Origin of the sequence: Microbacterium sp. UNCCL10, from assembly GCF_000746195.1 — a bacterium.
GTDB lineage: Bacteria > Actinomycetota > Actinomycetes > Actinomycetales > Microbacteriaceae > Microbacterium > Microbacterium saccharophilum.
This window is the reverse complement of the sequence record NZ_JQKT01000007.1, coordinates 1,554,929-1,570,937: the sequence shown is the minus strand read 5'-3', so window position 1 is coordinate 1,570,937 and position 16,009 is coordinate 1,554,929. Positions and strand designations below refer to the sequence as shown.

Sequence of the window (16,009 nt, the reverse complement as noted above, 5' to 3'; positions counted from 1 at the left end):
CCACCCGAAACCGTTACCGAATGTTTACCGTTCGTCGGCCGCAGCGGCGGGAAGTGTCGGAGGCCTGGCCTACCCTCGGAGGTACCGCACGGGGGTGGGTGATCAACACGGAGCTTCCACCAGAGGACTCGTGAGGGGGTGCACCGTATGGGTATGTTCGGGATCGGATCTCCGATCACCACGGCCCGCGCCGACGAGCCCCAGGGCACCGGGACGGGCACGGCCGCGCACCCCTCGTCGCCGATTCCGGTGCAGGGTCCGCCGCTCGGCCAGGCCGTCCGCACGACGCTGGGGGAGACCGGCCTGAGCGTGTTCCCGCTCATCATGGGCGGCGGAGAGTTCGGCTGGCACGTCGACCCGGCCGCATCCCACGCCATCCTCGACGCGTACCGCGAGCGCGGCGGCAACGCCGTCCACACGTCGGACAGCTACTCCGCCGGCCGCAGCGCGCACATCATCGGCCAGTGGATGCACGCGCGCGGCATCCGCGACGAGATCGTCGTGGGCGTCCGGGTGGGGTCGAGTCCCGAGCATCCGGGCCTCGGCGCCGTCAACCTCGTCCGTGCGGTGGAAGGGGCGCTGACGCGGCTCCGCACCGACCGCATCGACGTGCTCTATCTCGACGCGACAGCCGACAGCACGACATCTCTCGAGGACTCCCTGGCGACGGCGGAATGGCTCGTCGGGGCCGGGAAGGTCCGCGCGCTCGGGTCGTTCGGGCACACGGCGGCGCAGCTCGTCGAAGCGCGGATCCTCTCCTCCGCCGGGTACCCGCGGATGACGGTGCTCGATGTGCCGTACAACGTGCTGCACCGGCAGGACTTCGAGGGCGATCGGCGCCTCGTCGCGGGGGCGCAGGGCATCTCGTTCACGCCGTCGCAGGCGCTCGAGCACGGCTTCCTGGCCGGAGCGGTCCGGTCGCGTTCGCTCGTCGCGCAGTCCGTCCGCGGCGTCCAGCTGGCGTCGAACATGAACCGGCGCGGCACGCGCACGCTCCGCGCCCTCGACAAGGTCGGAGCCGAGCTGTCGATCCCCACGGCCGCCGTCGCGATCGCGTGGCTCGTCGCGCAGCGGGCTGTGGCGGCGCCGATCGTGAACGCCTTCGCCGTCTCGCACGTCGAGGAGATCATGCAGGGCATCGGTGCCCGGCTCAGTCGCGCCCAGCTGGCCGACATCGCCCGCGCGGCGGCCTGACGGGCTGCGCGTCGGCGGGCTGACATAGGGTGGAAGAGCCCTGCCCTCCGCAGGTCCCCCCCCCGACGAAGTGAGCATGACCGTGTCGCAGTATCTGTATCTCGTGCGGCACGGCGAGCACGTCGGCGCCGAGCACGGGCTGGCGGACGGCCCCCTCTCGCCGCGCGGGCGCCGTCAGGCGCAGCTGATCGCCGACCGGCTCTCCGGTGTGCCGCTGACGGCCGTCTGGCACTCGCCGCTCGAGCGCGCCGCGGAGACGGCACGGGCCGTGGCCGACCGCCTGCCGGCGGTGTCGCCCGAGGCCTCGCCGCTGCTGTTCGACTGTGTGCCGACCGGCATGACCCCGGAGACCCCGAGCGTCTACGAGGCCTTCTTCGGCGGTATCACGGAGGCCGAGATCGAGGCGGGGTCCGCCCAGATGTCCGACGCCGTCGACGAGTTCCTCGTCCGCAAGCCCGACGCGCACGAACTCCTCATCACGCACAACTTCGTCATCTCGTGGTTCGTCCGCGAAGTGCTCGAGGCCCCCGCCTGGCGCTGGCTGACGCTCAGCCAGGCGCACTGCGGCCTCACCGTCCTCGTGCAGCGCACGGGACGGCCATGGACGCTCGTGACCCACAACGACCTCGCCCACCTCCCGATGGAGCTGCGCACCGGCGTGCCCGAGCACCCGTTCGTCTGACCCGCTCCCGCCCGGAGCGCTCCCGGGCGCGTCGTTAGGATCGTCGGATGCGTCACCCGCCCGCGGACATCGACATCACGGTCGCCGACGTCGACCGGCTGCTGGCGGACCAGCATCCTTCGCTGCGCGGTCCGCTGCATCGCGTCGCGCACGGCTGGGACAACGATGTCTTCCGGCTCGGCGACGACCTCGCCGTGCGGCTGCCGCGCCGCGAGACCGCCGCGCACCTCATCGCGCACGAGCAGCGGTGGCTGCCCGCGCTCGCGCGCCGAGTGCCGGTGCCGATCCCGGTGTCGGTGGCCGTCGGCGAACCCGACGAGCTGTACCCCTGGCGCTGGAGCGTCGTCCCGTGGTTCGCGGGACGCCGCGCCCTCGACCTCGCGCCGCACGAGCGCGACGCCTTCGCGGGCGAACTCGGCGGCGTGCTGCGCGCGCTGCACACGGCGGCGCCCGTGGAGGCACCGCGCAATCCGTACCGCGGCGTGCCGATGGCAGAGCGCGACCACACGGTCCGCGAGCGCCTGACCGCCCTGCCCGAGCTGCTGAGGGTGTGGGACGCGGGGCTCGCCGCTCCCGGCTGGGACGGGCCGCCGCTCTGGCTGCACGGCGACCTGCACCCCGGGAACCTCGTCGTCGACGGCGGCCGTCTCGCCGCTCTCATCGACTTCGGCGACCTGTGCGCCGGCGACCCGGCATCCGATCTGTCGGTGGCGTGGCTCGCGTTCACGCCGGCCGGTCAGGCCGCGTTCCGCGGCGCGCTGGCAGGCCGCTACGACGACGCCGACTGGACACGCGCGCGCGGCTGGGCCGCGGCGCTCGCCCCGATCTTCCTCGGCGCGGAGGATGACGGCATGCGCGCCGCGGGCGAGCACGTCCTCGCTCAGCTCACGCGGGAGTGATCTGCAGGCGCTTCCCGTACCAGCGCGTCGCGTTCGGGTTGTCGTTGTAGGGCTCGATCGCGGTGAAGCCGCTGCGGGCGTACAGGCCGCCGGCCGCCTCCAGCGTGTGATGCGTGTCGAGCACGAGCTCCGCGGCATCCCAGTCGCGAGCGCGCGACTCGAGCTCCTCCAGGAGCAGGCGGCCCCAGCCGCGTCCGCGCGTCGCGGGGCGGAGGTACAGGTGCTTCACCTCGTACCGGATGCCGTCCGGCCCGTCCGCGATCCGCCGGATGCCGCCGCATCCGACGTCCTCGCCCTCGTCGTCGGCGACGACGAGGAAGATGCCCGCCGGCGGCTCGAACGCCGCCGGTTCCGGGAAGACCGGGGTGTACGCCCGGTCGGGGAACGTCTCGCCGCGCATGTGGAAGTACTCGCCGAGAAGGGCGTGAGCGCGGGGATCGTCGGTGCGTGTCGGGCTCAGGCTGACCATGCCTTCGAGCGTATCCCCGTAGGCTTGAGCCCATGACGACGACGCGGGTTGCCCTGGTGGGAGGCACCGGAAAGCTCGGCGGCATCATCGCCGCAGTGATCGACGCCGCCGACGACTTCGAGACGGTCGCGGTGCTCGGATCGGGCAGCGACATGAGCGAGATCGACGGGGCCGACCTGGTCGTGGACGCGTCGACGCCCGCCGCGTCGATCGACGTCGTCCGCGCCGCGATCGACCGCGGCATCAACGTGCTCGTCGGCACCTCCGGATGGTCGGCGGAGCGCATCGCACTCGTCCGGCCGCTCGTCGAGGCCGCCGGAACCGGCGTCGTCTTCATCCCGAACTTCTCCATCGGCTCCGTCGTCGGCAGCGCCCTCGCCGCCGCAGCGGCGCCGTTCTTCCCCTCCATCGAGATCGTGGAGACCCACCGCGAGACGAAGATCGACTCGCCGAGCGGCACCGCCGTGCGCACGGCCGAGCTCATCGCCGCCGCGCGCCGCGAGGTCGGGCCCGTCGAGTCGCCGCACGTCGACCAGCGCGCACGCGGCCAGCAGGTCGCCTCCGTTCCGGTGCACTCGCTCCGCCGGCCCGGGGTCGTCGCACGACAGGAGACGATCCTCTCCGGGCCCGGCGAGTCGCTCACGATCGTGCACGACACGATCGACCCGTCCGCCGCGTACGCGCCCGGCATCCGTGCCGCACTGCACGCCGCCCGCGACGCGCGGGGTGTGACCGTGGGGCTCGACAGCATCATCGAGATCGGCATCCGGACGCCGGCGACCCCCGCCGAGCGCCCCGTCGCCGAGGCGGGGGTCCCCGGCCAGGTCGCCCGCACCACCGGCGCATGAGCGCGCGCATCGGCGTCGCTGTCATGGCGGTGCTCCTGGCCCTCTACATCCTGCTCGTCGGCCAGCGCGCCGTCCTGCTGCTCATGACGGGCGAACCCATCGGCGTCGCGATGGGCGTCGCCCTCGTCGTGCTGCCGGTCATCGGGGCGTGGGGGCTGTGGCGTGAGCTGAGCTTCGGGCTCCGGGCCGAGCGGCTCGGCAAGCGGCTCGAGGGGGAGGGTGGCCTGCCGGCCGACGAGGTCGACGTCCGCGCGAGCGGACGCCCCATCCGCGAGCAGGCCGACGCGCTCTTCCCCGCCTACCGCGCCGAGGTCGAGGCGCACCCCGACGACTGGCGCGCCTGGTACCGGCTCGGCCTCGCGTACGACGGTGCCGGCGACCGCACCCGTGCCCGGCAGGCGGTGCGCAAGGCCATCACCCTGGAGGCCGACGCGCGACGGGGCTGATCAGGCCGGCACGGCCGCGGCGACGGCATCCTCCACGGTCGGGTGCGTGAACGTGAACCCGGATGCCGTCAGCGCCCCGGGCACGACATGCATGTCGCTCGTGAGCAGCGCTTCCACGGCATCCGACCCGAGGACCAGACGCATGGCCCACACCGGCGCGCGCAGCGCGTACGGGCGGTTCATGCGACGCGCGAGCGCGAACCCGAGGTCGTTGGCGGTCGCCCGCTCGGGACCGCTGAGATTGACGGGGCCCGTGAGCCCCGCGTCGATGACGTGCCGGATCGCGCGCACCTCATCCTCGAGCGAGATCCACGGCCACACCTGCGTCCCGCGCCCGATCGGGCCGGAGACCCCGAAGCGGGTGAGGAGGAGCAGAGGCTTCAGGACGCCCTGGGGGTGCACGATCGGCGCGGTGCGCAGCAGCGCGACGCGGGCGTCGTCGCCGGCCGACAGCGCCGCGGCCTCCCACTCGCCGCACAGATCGGCGAGGAACGTCTCGCCGCGCGGCGCCGTCTCGGGCAGCAGCATCCCCGGGACCGACGGGTAGTAGCCGACGGCGGAGGACGACACGAACGCGGGGGCGTCGGCGCCGAGGGAGCGGATGGCGCGTGCGAGGGCCTGCGTCGGAGTGATGCGCGACCAGACGAGCTCGTGCTTGTAGCGGGCGGTCCACGGGAAGCGTCCGATGCTCGCGCCGTTGAGGTTGACGACCGCCGTCGCCCCCTCGAGGACCCGCGGGTCGAGCTCGGCGCCATCCGGATCCCACTGCACCTCGTCAGCGCTCGTCGGGGGCCGTCGCACGAGCCGCGTCACCGCGATGCCGTCACGGGTGAGCGCGTCGGTGAGCGCCCGGCCGATGAGGCCGGAGGAGCCTGAGACGACGACGCGCGCGGGGGAGTCAGGCAAGCGTCGCCTCGAGGGTGATCTCGATGCCGCTCAGCGCGGCGGACACCGGACAGCCGGCCTTCGCCTCCTCGGCGAGGCGGGCGAAGTCCTCCGCGGACAGACCCGGGACGACCGCGTTGACGTTGAGGTGCGAGCCGCTGATCCCGGTGCCGGGGATGAAGGTCACCGACGCGGTCGTCTCGATGCTCTCCGGCGGGGTGCCGTTCTGCGCGAGGGCGTGGGAGAGCGCCATGCTGAAGCACGAGGAGTGCGCGGCCGCGATGAGCTCCTCCGGCGTCGTCACCGAGGTCGAGCCTTCGCTGCGCGCCTTCCAGTTCACCGCGAAGGGCCCCTGGTTCGAGCTCTCCAGAGCCACCTCGCCGGATCCGTCGGCCAGGCCGCCCTTCCAGGTCGTGCTCGCTTCGCTCGTAACGCTCATGCTGATCCTCCTCGACGCGGCGCGGCCGTGTGCCACCCGTGGGTCGAGCCTAGACTCAGCGCCGGTCGGAGGAAACGATGCCCGTCAGACGCGGGCGGTGGATGCCGTGACGCGCGCCAGCTCGAGCTCGATGACGTCCCGGCTGGGCGTCCCGCCGAAGCGGGTCTGCACGACCCCGTCATGGTCGAGGATGAGCGTCGTCGGGGTCTGGAGCACGTGGAAGTGCTTGGCGATGTCGGGGCGGTGCGTGAGGTCGACGTCGTAGTGCACGACACCGGCGCTCGTCTCCGCGATCGCCGCGAGGGTGCGGTGGACGCCGGGGCACCGGCTGCACATCTCGCTGCTGAACTGCAGGAGCGTGGCGACCTCGCCGAGCTCGTCGGCGCCGAACCGGCGCGGATCGACGACCTCGTCCGGGTCCACACGCCGCGGCCGGCCCTGCTGCCAGCGGAGGTAGACGCCCACGCCGACCGTCGCCGCGAGCAGCGCGGCGAGGATCAAGACGGCGTTCAGGAGGTCCACAGCGGACCACCCTAGTGCCCGGCGCTGTGCTCCGGGCGCACATGACGGCCGGAACAAAGCCGCGTCACGGGCCGCGCGGGGTGGCCGGTCGGTAGTCTGGCTGTCGTGACCGATGCACCCGCGCCCGTCCCCACCCCGTACGAGGATCTGCTCCGGGAGGTGCTGGCGGACGGCGTCCACAAGGACGATCGCACCGGCACGGGAACGACCAGCGTCTTCGGTCGTCAGATCCGCTTCGACCTGTCGCAGGGCTTCCCGCTCATCACGACCAAGCGCGTGCACTTCAAGTCGATCGCCTACGAGCTGCTGTGGTTCCTCCGCGGCGAGTCCAACGTGCGCTGGCTGCAGGAGAACGGCGTGACGATCTGGGACGAGTGGGCCGACGCGTCCGGCGAGCTCGGTCCGGTCTACGGCGTGCAATGGCGGTCCTGGCCCACGCCCGACGGCGGTCAGATCGATCAGATCGCGCAGGTCATCGAGCAGATCAAGACCAACCCCGACTCGCGCCGTCTCATCGTGTCGGCGTGGAACCCCGCCGACATCCCGCACATGGCGCTCGCGCCCTGCCACGCGCTGTTCCAGTTCTACGTCGCCGACGGCCGGCTGTCGTGCCAGCTCTACCAGCGCAGCGCCGACATGTTCCTCGGGGTCCCGTTCAACGTCGCCTCGTACGCGCTGCTGACGATGATGATCGCGCAGCAGGCGGGGCTCGAGCCCGGCGATTTCGTGTGGACCGGCGGAGACTGCCACGTCTACGACAACCACGTCGCCCAGGTCGAGGAGCAGCTGAGCCGGGACCCGTACCCGTACCCGACGCTGCGCTTCGCGCGGAAGCCGGAGTCGATCCTGGACTACCGGTACGAGGACTTCGTCGTCGAGGACTACCGGCACCACCCGGCGATCCGGGGTGCGGTGGCGGTGTGACCGCGCGGATCGGCCTCGTCTGGGCGGAGGCCGCCGGGGGAGTGATCGGTGCGGACGGCGGGATGCCGTGGCACGTGCCGGAGGATCTCGCGCACTTCAAGGAGGTCACGCTCGGCGCTCCCGTCATCATGGGCCGGCGCACGTGGGAGTCCTTCCCCGAGCGGTTCCGGCCGCTGCCGGGGCGGCGCAACATCGTGATCACACGCAGCGGCGGGTGGGATGCCGACGGCGCCGAGCGCGCGGGGTCGCTGGATGACGCGCTGGCCCTCGCGGGCGACGCCGACGTCGTGTGGGTGATCGGCGGCGGGGGGATCTTCCGTGAGGCGATCGGCCGCGCCGACGTCCTCGAGGTCACGGAGCTCGACCTGCGGGTCGACGGCGACACGTACGCGCCCGACCGGTCGGGGTGGGTGACGGCCGGTGTCGAACCGGCGGACGGGTGGCACACGTCGCGCGACGGCATCCGGTACCGCTTCCTCACCCTCGTTCCGGCGACGTAGTCTGCACGGATGGCGAAGACGGCACTCATCACCGGAGCGAGCTCCGGGCTCGGCAGCGAGTTCGCGCGGCAGCTGGCCGCGCGGGGAGCGGGCCTCGTGCTCGTCGCCCGCGACGCGGCGAAGCTCGATGCGCTCGCGGGGGCGCTGAACGCCGAATTCGGCGTCGCCTGCGAGGCGCTCGCCGCCGACCTCACGACCGCGGACGGACTCGCCGCCGTCGAGGCGCGGCTCGGGGATGCCGGCCGGCCCGTCGAGATCCTCGTCAACAACGCCGGGTTCGGGCTCGACCTGAGGTTCGAGCGCAACGCGCTCGCCGACGAGGACCGGCATCTCGACCTGCACGTCCGCGCGACGATGCATCTCACGCACGCCGCCCTGCCCGGGATGCTGGAGCGGCGCTCCGGGCGTATCATCAACGTCGCGTCGGTGGCCGCGTTCCTGCCGCGGGGGACGTACGGGGCCGTGAAGGCCTGGGTCGTCGCCTTCAGTCGGTGGGCGAACGCGACGTACGCGCCGCGCGGCGTCGCGGTCACGGCCGTGTGCCCCGGCTTCACGCACACGAACTTCCACGAGCGGATGGGCCTGGCGCCCGGCCGGGAGGGCGTGCCCGGTCCGTTGTGGCTCGACGCGGAGTTCGTCGTCGCGGAGGGTCTGCGCGATGCCGCGCGAGGCAAGGCCGTGTCGATCCCGTCGCTGCGCTACAAGCTCCTCGTCGGCGCGCTGCGTCTCGTCCCGCCCGGGCTCGCCGCCCGCCTGGCCCGCACCGGCCGCTGACCCCGTCGGGGCCTGTTTAAACCGCCCTGACCGCGGTCGGGGTCCGTGCAAACCGCAGGACCGCGGTGGGGGTCCCGTGCAAACCGCAGGACCGACCGTGACGCCTGTGGCGCATGTCGTCTCGGCCGTCCCATCAGCCCCACCCGCTCCTGCGTTTCGTCGCGGCTCGCCGCGCCGACCCGGCTGTTCGGCCGGGCACGTCGGCCGCCGCTGCCTCCTGCACAGAAACCCTCGATGCCCTGACATCGCACGGGATGCGCCGGCGCCACCGCGGATCGATCGGGGTGTCGCCAGTGTGGGCGGGGTGAGCGGACGCGTGACGGAGGCCCTCGAGGCTCGGGGCGGCGTCGCGCCGGCGCGGGAGATCCTCGGCCAGGGCGTGACGCGCGCCGCCCTCGCCCGAGCGGCGCGGGACGGCCTGGTGGTCCGGGTGCGCCATGGCGTGTATGCGCTCGGTCGGACCTCTCCCGCCGTCGTGGCTGCCGCCGCGCACGGCGGCGCGGTCGCCTGCGTCACGGCGCTCGCCCTCTGGGGCGTCTGGGTGCTCGCCGACCCCGGGCTGCACGTCTGGCTCGGCGACAAAGGGCGCGCCCATGCGCACCCCGGCTGTCGCTGCACCGACCATCACGGCGCCGGTCGGGCGGCGTTCGGCGTGGTGCCAATCGCCGACGCGCTCGTGCAGGCGGCGCGATGCCTCAGCCGCGAGGCCTTCTTCGCCGCCTACGAGTCGGCATGGCGGCTCGGCCTCATCGGCGCCGCGGATCGGATCACCATCCGCTCGGCGCTCCCGTCGCGGCTCCGCCGCGTCCTCGACATCGCCCGGGGCGACGCGGAGTCCGGGCTGGAATCGCTCCTCCGCCTACGGCTCGCAGATCGGGGCATCCGGCTGGACTGCCAGGTGCCGGTCATCGGTGTGGGCCGCGTCGACTTCGTGCTGGCGGGACGCATCATCCTCGAGGTCGACGGTCGTGAGAACCACGATGGCTCGTCGATGCGCCACAAAGATCTCGTGCGCGACGCCGCCGCGGCGGCCGCAGGCTACGAGACACTCCGCTTCGACTACGCGCTCGTGGTCTACAGCTGGCCGCTCGTCGAGGCCGCGATCCTCCGGCGCCTCGGCCGCTGAGCAATCCCCGCAGGATCACCTGTGATTGGTGGGGCGCGTGAGTTCCATGCGCCCCGGCGCACAGCGCCCCCGCCCACCGTCCCGCCCGGCCCTCATCACGTCGAAGCCCCCGCCGCCGCGTCGACCGAGCAATCCGCAGGATCACCTGTGACTGGTGGGGCCCGTGAGCCGCATGCGCCCCACCCGTCACACCCGGTCCTGCAGTTCGCCTCGTTGCGGGCCCGGACCAGCGCCCACCGTCGCCCACCGCACCGCATGACGCCGAGCGACACCGCCGCCGCGTCGACCCCGACCCGAACCGATACCCTGGGGGAATGACGCACACGGGCAACCCCTTCGGACAGGTACTCGTCGCGCTCGTCACCCCGATGACGGCCGACGGCGAAGTCGACTGGCCTGCCGTCGAGAAGCACATCGACGACGTCATCAACGCCGGCGCCGACGGCATCGTCGTCACCGGCACCACGGGTGAGACGAGCACGCTGACCGACCCGGAGAAGCTCAAGCTCGTCGAGGTCGGCAAGGACGTCGCCGCGGGCCGCGCCAAGATCATCACGGGCGGCGGCTCCAATGAGACCGCGCACGCCATCGAGCTGTACAAGGCCAGCGAGAAGGCCGGCGCCGACGGCATCATGATCGTCACGCCGTACTACAACAAGCCCACGCAGGCCGGCATCCTCACGCACTTCCGGCTCGTCGCCGACGCGACCGATCTGCCCGTCATCCTGTACGACATCCCGGGGCGGACGGGCGTGCCGATCAAGTACGAGACGATCCTCCGGCTCGCCAAGCACCCCAACATCCTCGCCATCAAGGACGCCAAGGGCGACTTCAGCGAGGTCAGCCGCGTGCTGAACCAGACGGACCTCATGTACTTCTCCGGCGACGACGCGAACGTGCTCCCGCACCTCGCGATCGGCGCGGCGGGCCTCATCGGCGTGACGGCGAACGTCGCCGCCGCCCCGTACCGCGTGATCGTGGATGCCGTGAACCGCGGCGATCTGAAGGCGGCCACCGCCGCGCACCAGCAGCTCGAGCCGCTCGTCCGCGCCGTGATGACGCACGTCCCCGGCACCGTCAGCGCGAAGTACATCCTGCACGGCCTCGGCCGCATCTCCAGCCCGCGCGTGCGCCTGCCGCTCGTCGGGCCGGAGGAGTGGGAGGCCGCGGCCATCGAGGACGAGCTCGCGCTCGTCACCGGCGTCGACGGCGCCGACTTCTCCAACTTCCGCCCCGACCGCAACGCGGCCGCCGGCGGCGCACTGCCCAAGGTGCACGGCACCACACGCTGAGCCCGGCGCTCACACCCACAACCGAACAAGCGGATGCCGCGGCATCCGGAGGAGGCATCCCATGCCCACGAACGTCTACGATCCGCCTGCCCTCGAACCGGGCACCCTCCGCGTCACCCCGCTGGGCGGCCTCGGCGAGATCGGCCGCAACATGACGGTCTTCGAGTACGGCGGCAAGCTGCTCATCGTCGACTGCGGCGTGCTCTTCCCCGAGGAGCACCAGCCCGGCGTCGACCTGATCCTGCCCGACTTCGAGCCCATCAAGGACCGCCTCGACGACATCGTCGCGGTCGTGCTCACGCACGGGCACGAAGACCACATCGGCGCCGTCCCGTACCTCCTGCGCCTCAAGCGCGACATCCCCGTCATCGGGTCGGGCCTCACCCTCGCGCTCGTCGAGGCGAAGCTCAAAGAGCACCGCATCAAGCCGTACACCCTGACGGTGACCGAGGGCCAGCGTGAGAACGTCGGGCCGTTCGATCTCGAGTTCGTCGCGGTCAACCACTCCATCCCCGACGCGCTCGCCGTCGGCATCCGCACTCCCGCGGGTCTCGTGCTCGCGACCGGCGACTTCAAGATGGACCAGCTGCCGCTCGACGGTCGCCTCACCGACCTGCGCGCGTTCGCCCGGCTCGGCGAGGAGGGTGTGGATCTCTTCCTCGTCGACTCCACCAACGCCGACGTCCCCGGATTCACGCCGCTCGAGCGGGCCATCGGCCCGGTCCTGGACCAGGTCATCGCCAAGGCCCCGCGCCGCGTCATCGTCGCGAGCTTCTCCAGCCACGTCCACCGCGTCCAGCAGGTCATCGACGCCGCCGCCGAGAACGGCCGGCGCGTCGCCTTCCTCGGCCGCAGCATGGTGCGCAACATGACGATCGCCGAGGAGCTCGGCTATCTCAAGGTGCCGGACGGCGTGCTGATCGACTACAAGAAGGCCAAGGATCTTCCGGACGACCGGATCGTCTACATGTCCACGGGCTCGCAGGGCGAGCCGATGGCCGTGCTGTCGCGGATGGCGAACCTCGACCACGCGATCGAGCCGGGCCCCGGCGACACGGTGATCCTCGCGTCCAGCCTCATCCCCGGCAACGAGAACGCCGTCTACCGCGTCATCGACGGGCTCACCAAGCTCGGCGCGAACGTCGTGCACAAGGGCAACGCCAAGGTGCACGTCTCGGGCCACGCCGCCGCCGGCGAGCTGCTGTACTGCTACAACATCCTCAAGCCCCGCAACGTCCTCCCGGTGCACGGCGAGTACCGTCACCTGATCGCGAACGCGAAGCTCGCCCAGGACACCGGCATCCCCGCCGAGCGCACCATCATCGGCGAGAACGGCACCGTGGTCGACCTGAAGGACGGGCACGCGGAGGTCGTCGGCCAGCTCGATCTCGGGTTCGTCTACGTCGACGGCTCCACGGTCGGCGAGATCACGGATGCCGACCTGAAGGACCGCCGCATCCTCGGTGAGGAGGGCTTCATCTCCGTCATCGTCGTGGTGGATGCCGCCACCGGTCGCATCATCACGGGTCCCGAGATCCACGCCCGCGGCTTCGCCGAGGACGACGCCGTGTTCGACTCGGTCAAGCCGAAGATCGCCGCGGCGCTCGCCGAGGCCGCGCAGTCCGGCGTCCGCGACACGCACGCGCTGTCCCAGGTGGTCCGCCGCACGATCGGCCGCTGGGTCAACCAGGCGCTGCGTCGCCGTCCGATGATCGTGCCGCTCGTCATCGAAGCCTGACCCGGGATCCCGCCGATGCCGTTCCGCACCCGCCCCGCCGTGCAGGCCGACGGCGCGTTCCTGGCGGACATGGTCGTCGAGGCGGCCAACTGGCGGCAGGGCGGGCTGCGTCCGCGGCATGAGATCCTCACGCACCCCGATCACAGCCGCTACATCGCCGGCTGGATGCGGTCGGGGGATGCCGGCGTCGTCGCGCTCGACGAGCAGGACGAGCCGGTCGGCGCCGCGTGGTACCGCGTGCTGCCGCGCACCGATCCAGGGCTCGGCTACCTCGCGACCGGGGTGCCGGAGCTCATCATCGGCGTGCGGCCGATCTGGCGCGCGCACGGGGTGGGCCGCACGCTCCTGCAGCGGCTGTGCGAGCAGGCCCGGGCGGACGGGCACGGCCGGATCAGCCTCTCGGTGGAGCGGGGCAACTTCGCCCAGATCCTGTACCGCACGGAGGGCTTCGCCGTCACGCAGAGCGGGTTCGGGCGCGACACGATGGTCAAGCTGCTGCGCTGACGCGCGCCGGGCGACCCGGGTCGTTCGCGGCGAACAGCCGCGTCAATCCGCGGGAACGCGCCCCTCGCCGCCTACCGTGGAGGGATGGCCAGGAGCAGCAGTCCGACCGCGAGCCCGCGCGCGTCCGCGAAGGGCTCCTCTTCGCGCGCGTCGAAGGCGGCGCCCGCCCCGAAGCGGTACGTCGACGAGCCGGAGAAGCCGCCCGTCTTCGTCCGCGCCTGGATGGGCCTCGCACACGCCGCGGGCGGCGTCTTCCGCACCTTCGGGCAGGAGACGCTCGAGAAGGATCAGCGCCGCGACGGGTTCCCGTTCGTGCTCGTCCTCCTCGCGATCGCGGGCGGCGTCGTCGAATGGTTCCTGATCGGCACCGAGGTCGGCACGACGATCAGCGCGTTCTCCGTCGGCGCGCTCGTCGGCCGTGAGGCGTTCATCCTGCCGGTGCTGCTGCTCTTCCTCGCCGGCTGGCTGTTCCGCAACCCGCCGTCGGTGCACGACAACGGCCGCATCGGCATCGGCTTCGGTCTGTTCATCCTCACGATCGCCGGCTTCTGCCATGTGCTCGGCGGCCGGCCGCAGCCGAAGTCCGGACTGCCCGCGCTGAGCGAGGCCGGCGGCCTGTTCGGCTGGATGATCGGCGAGCCGCTCGCGATGCTGCTCACGAACATCGGCGCCGGCATCGTGCTGGGCCTGCTGAGCGTGCTCAGCATCCTGATCCTCACCAAGACCCCGCCGAATCGGATCGGCGAGCGACTCGGCGATCTCTACGCGTGGATGTTCGGCACCGAGCGCCCCACCGCCGACGCGTCGACGGTCGCGTTCACGCCGGAGGCCGACAAGGATGCCGGCGACAGCCTCCCCTGGTGGCGGCGCAACAAGTCCGGCCGGGAAGAGGTCGACGACGGTCACCTCGGATCGGACGACCTCACGGCGCTCCTGGACGGCTCCGGCCCCGGCGCGTTCGAGACGGCCGTCACGGTCCCGACCCCCGCACCGGACGCCCCGACGGAGATCATCGACCCCGCCGTCGTCGCCGGCGCGAAGCGCGCGGCCCGCAAGGCCGACACCGCCATCCGCGAGGACACGCAGGAGATCGTCGACGACGGGCTCCTGCCGGGCCTGAGCGGCCTCGGCGCCGACCACGACGGCCGCCCGCCGGCCGCCCCGTACCGCCTGCCGTCCGTCTCGGCGCTCGCCGAGGGAACGCCGCACAAGGCGCGGTCCGAGACGAACGACCAGATGGTCCGCGCGATCATGGGCGTCTTCGAGCAGTTCTCCGTCGACGCCCGCGTCACGGGCTTCTCCCGCGGCCCGACGGTCACGCAGTACGAGATCGCCCTCGGGCCCGGCGTCAAGGTCGAGCGCATCACGGCGCTCACCAACAACATCGCGTACGCCGTCGCGTCCAACGAGGTGCGCATCCTCGCGCCGATCCCCGGCAAGAGCGCGATCGGCGTGGAGATCCCCAACCTCGACCGTGAGATCGTCACGCTCGGCGACGTGCTGCGCTCGCCCGCCGCGGCGGCCCAGACGCACCCCATGACGATCGGCGTCGGCAAGGACGTCGGGGGCGGCTACGTCATCGCGAACCTCGCGAAGATGCCTCACCTGCTCGTGGCCGGTTCGACCGGCTCGGGAAAGTCCAGCTTCGTCAACTCGATGATCACGAGCCTCCTGATGCGCGCGAAGCCCGCCGACGTGCGGATGGTGCTCATCGACCCCAAGCGCGTGGAGCTGACGAGCTACGCGGGCGTCCCGCACCTCATCACCCCCATCATCACGAACCCCAAGAAGGCCGCCGAGGCGCTGCAGTGGGTCGTGAAGGAGATGGACATGCGGTACGACGACCTCTCGTCGTTCGGCTTCCGGCACATCGATGACTTCAACCGCGCCGTCGTCGCGGGGGAGATCAACCTCCCGGTCGGCAGCGAGCGCGTGCTCAAGCCCTACCCGTACCTCCTCGTCGTCGTCGATGAGCTCGCCGACCTCATGATGGTCGCCCCGCGCGACGTCGAGGACTCGATCGTCCGCATCACGCAGCTCGCCCGCGCGAGCGGCATCCACCTGGTGCTGGCGACCCAGCGTCCCTCCGTCGACGTCGTCACGGGCCTCATCAAGGCCAACGTGCCCTCGCGTCTGGCGTTCTCCGTGACGAGCGTCACCGACTCCCGCGTCATCCTCGACCAGCCCGGGGCCGACCGGCTCATCGGGCAGGGCGACGGGCTCTTCCTGCCGATGGGCGCATCGAAGGCGATCCGCGTGCAGGGCGCGTGGGTCAGCGAGGCCGAGATCGAGCGGGTCGTCTCGCACGTCAAGGGGCAGGAGCGTCCCGAGTACCGGGCCGACGTCGCCGCCGTCGTGGAGAAGAAGGAGATCGACGCCGACATCGGCGACGACCTCGAGCTGCTCCTCGCGGCCGCCGAGCAGATCATCTCGACGCAGTTCGGCTCCACGTCGATGCTGCAGCGCAAGCTGCGCGTGGGCTTCGCGAAGGCCGGGCGCCTCATGGACCTCCTGGAGTCGCGGGAGATCGTCGGCCCCTCCGAGGGGTCGAAGGCCCGCGACGTCCTGGTGGCCCCCGACGAGCTGCCCGCCGTGCTCGCGCGCCTGCGCGGCGACGACCCGCCCGCACCCGCTGCGGCGCCCGCCACCGACCCGTACGGGCCGGACGCCGTCGACGCCCAGTTCCACGGCTACACGGTCGTCGAGGAGGACGGCGGCGACGAGGACGCCTGGGGCCTCACCGGCCGCGACTGACCCGACTAGGCTC

General features: G+C 72.1%; 17 protein-coding genes. 13 read left to right on the top strand and 4 right to left on the bottom strand.

Translation table 11 applies throughout. The features are described 5' to 3' along the window. Positions 1-147 precede the first annotated feature (147 nt). From BR85_RS07770 to BR85_RS07760, 3 genes are all read left to right on the top strand, one after another. Positions 148-1,194, top strand: a complete 1,047-nt coding sequence (locus tag BR85_RS07770) for an aldo/keto reductase (protein ID WP_028496029.1) — start codon at positions 148-150, stop codon at positions 1,192-1,194. A gap of 82 nt (positions 1,195-1,276) precedes the next feature. Next, a complete protein-coding gene (locus BR85_RS07765) occupies positions 1,277-1,876 on the top strand; it encodes a histidine phosphatase family protein (protein WP_028496028.1) in 600 nt (199 codons plus the stop codon). A 47-nt stretch (positions 1,877-1,923) separates the two neighbouring features. Then, positions 1,924-2,775: an aminoglycoside phosphotransferase family protein gene (locus tag BR85_RS07760; protein ID WP_028496027.1), complete on the top strand. Its 852-nt coding sequence runs from the start codon at positions 1,924-1,926 to the stop codon at positions 2,773-2,775. Here the strand turns inward: BR85_RS07760 and BR85_RS07755 are convergent. After that, complete coding sequence (locus BR85_RS07755; RefSeq protein ID WP_028496026.1) at positions 2,762-3,244, bottom strand: GNAT family N-acetyltransferase; 483 nt, start codon at positions 3,242-3,244, stop codon at positions 2,762-2,764. The two genes, BR85_RS07760 and BR85_RS07755, sit on opposite strands and share 14 nt — an antisense overlap. A 32-nt stretch (positions 3,245-3,276) precedes the next feature. On the opposite strand from BR85_RS07755, the gene dapB reads away from it, so the two are divergent. Then, complete coding sequence (gene dapB / locus BR85_RS07750) at positions 3,277-4,092, top strand: 4-hydroxy-tetrahydrodipicolinate reductase (RefSeq protein WP_028496025.1); 816 nt, start codon at positions 3,277-3,279, stop codon at positions 4,090-4,092. After that, positions 4,089-4,538 carry a hypothetical protein gene (locus BR85_RS07745; RefSeq protein WP_028496024.1) on the top strand — a complete coding sequence of 150 codons (450 nt, stop codon included), beginning with the start codon at positions 4,089-4,091 and terminating at the stop codon, positions 4,536-4,538. Before dapB ends, BR85_RS07745 begins: the two co-directional genes overlap by 4 nt. Here BR85_RS07745 and BR85_RS07740 read toward each other — a convergent pair whose 3' ends face one another. The 3 genes from BR85_RS07740 to BR85_RS07730 all read right to left on the bottom strand — a co-directional run bounded on the left by BR85_RS07740 (position 4,539) and on the right by BR85_RS07730 (position 6,384). Beyond that, complete coding sequence (locus BR85_RS07740; protein WP_028496023.1) at positions 4,539-5,444, bottom strand: TIGR01777 family oxidoreductase; 906 nt, start codon at positions 5,442-5,444, stop codon at positions 4,539-4,541. Then, positions 5,437-5,862: an OsmC family peroxiredoxin gene (locus tag BR85_RS07735; protein ID WP_028496022.1), complete on the bottom strand. Its 426-nt coding sequence runs from the start codon at positions 5,860-5,862 to the stop codon at positions 5,437-5,439. Before BR85_RS07735 ends, BR85_RS07740 begins: the two co-directional genes overlap by 8 nt. Before the next feature lie 84 nt (positions 5,863-5,946). Next, positions 5,947-6,384 (bottom strand): TlpA family protein disulfide reductase, encoded by a 438-nt coding sequence (locus BR85_RS07730; RefSeq protein WP_028496021.1) that lies wholly within the window; start codon positions 6,382-6,384, stop codon positions 5,947-5,949. Positions 6,385-6,489: 105 nt separating this feature from the next. On the opposite strand from BR85_RS07730, the gene BR85_RS07725 reads away from it, so the two are divergent. The 8 genes from BR85_RS07725 (at position 6,490) to BR85_RS07690 (ending at position 15,996) form a co-directional block, all read left to right on the top strand. Further along, positions 6,490-7,308, top strand: coding sequence for a thymidylate synthase (locus BR85_RS07725; RefSeq protein WP_028496020.1), 819 nt, complete (start codon positions 6,490-6,492; stop codon positions 7,306-7,308). Further along, positions 7,305-7,808 carry a dihydrofolate reductase gene (locus tag BR85_RS07720; protein ID WP_028496019.1) on the top strand — a complete coding sequence of 168 codons (504 nt, stop codon included), beginning with the start codon at positions 7,305-7,307 and terminating at the stop codon, positions 7,806-7,808. Before BR85_RS07725 ends, BR85_RS07720 begins: the two co-directional genes overlap by 4 nt. A 9-nt stretch (positions 7,809-7,817) precedes the next feature. Continuing rightward, entirely contained in the window at positions 7,818-8,582 is a 765-nt protein-coding gene (locus BR85_RS07715; protein WP_028496018.1) for an SDR family NAD(P)-dependent oxidoreductase, read from the top strand. Positions 8,583-8,886: 304 nt separating this feature from the next. Continuing rightward, on the top strand, positions 8,887-9,708 hold the full coding sequence (locus BR85_RS07710) for an endonuclease domain-containing protein (protein ID WP_051526202.1): 822 nt from the start codon (positions 8,887-8,889) through the stop codon (positions 9,706-9,708). 314 nt (positions 9,709-10,022) lie between these two features. Continuing rightward, entirely contained in the window at positions 10,023-11,000 is a 978-nt protein-coding gene (dapA, locus tag BR85_RS07705) for a 4-hydroxy-tetrahydrodipicolinate synthase (protein ID WP_028496016.1), read from the top strand. Between the two features lie 61 nt (positions 11,001-11,061). Next, on the top strand, positions 11,062-12,738 hold the full coding sequence (locus BR85_RS07700) for a ribonuclease J (protein ID WP_028496015.1): 1,677 nt from the start codon (positions 11,062-11,064) through the stop codon (positions 12,736-12,738). Positions 12,739-12,753: 15 nt separating this feature from the next. Beyond that, complete coding sequence (locus BR85_RS07695; protein ID WP_036272316.1) at positions 12,754-13,242, top strand: GNAT family N-acetyltransferase; 489 nt, start codon at positions 12,754-12,756, stop codon at positions 13,240-13,242. A gap of 84 nt (positions 13,243-13,326) precedes the next feature. Beyond that, complete coding sequence (locus tag BR85_RS07690; protein ID WP_028496013.1) at positions 13,327-15,996, top strand: FtsK/SpoIIIE family DNA translocase; 2,670 nt, start codon at positions 13,327-13,329, stop codon at positions 15,994-15,996. Positions 15,997-16,009: the final 13 nt, after the last annotated feature.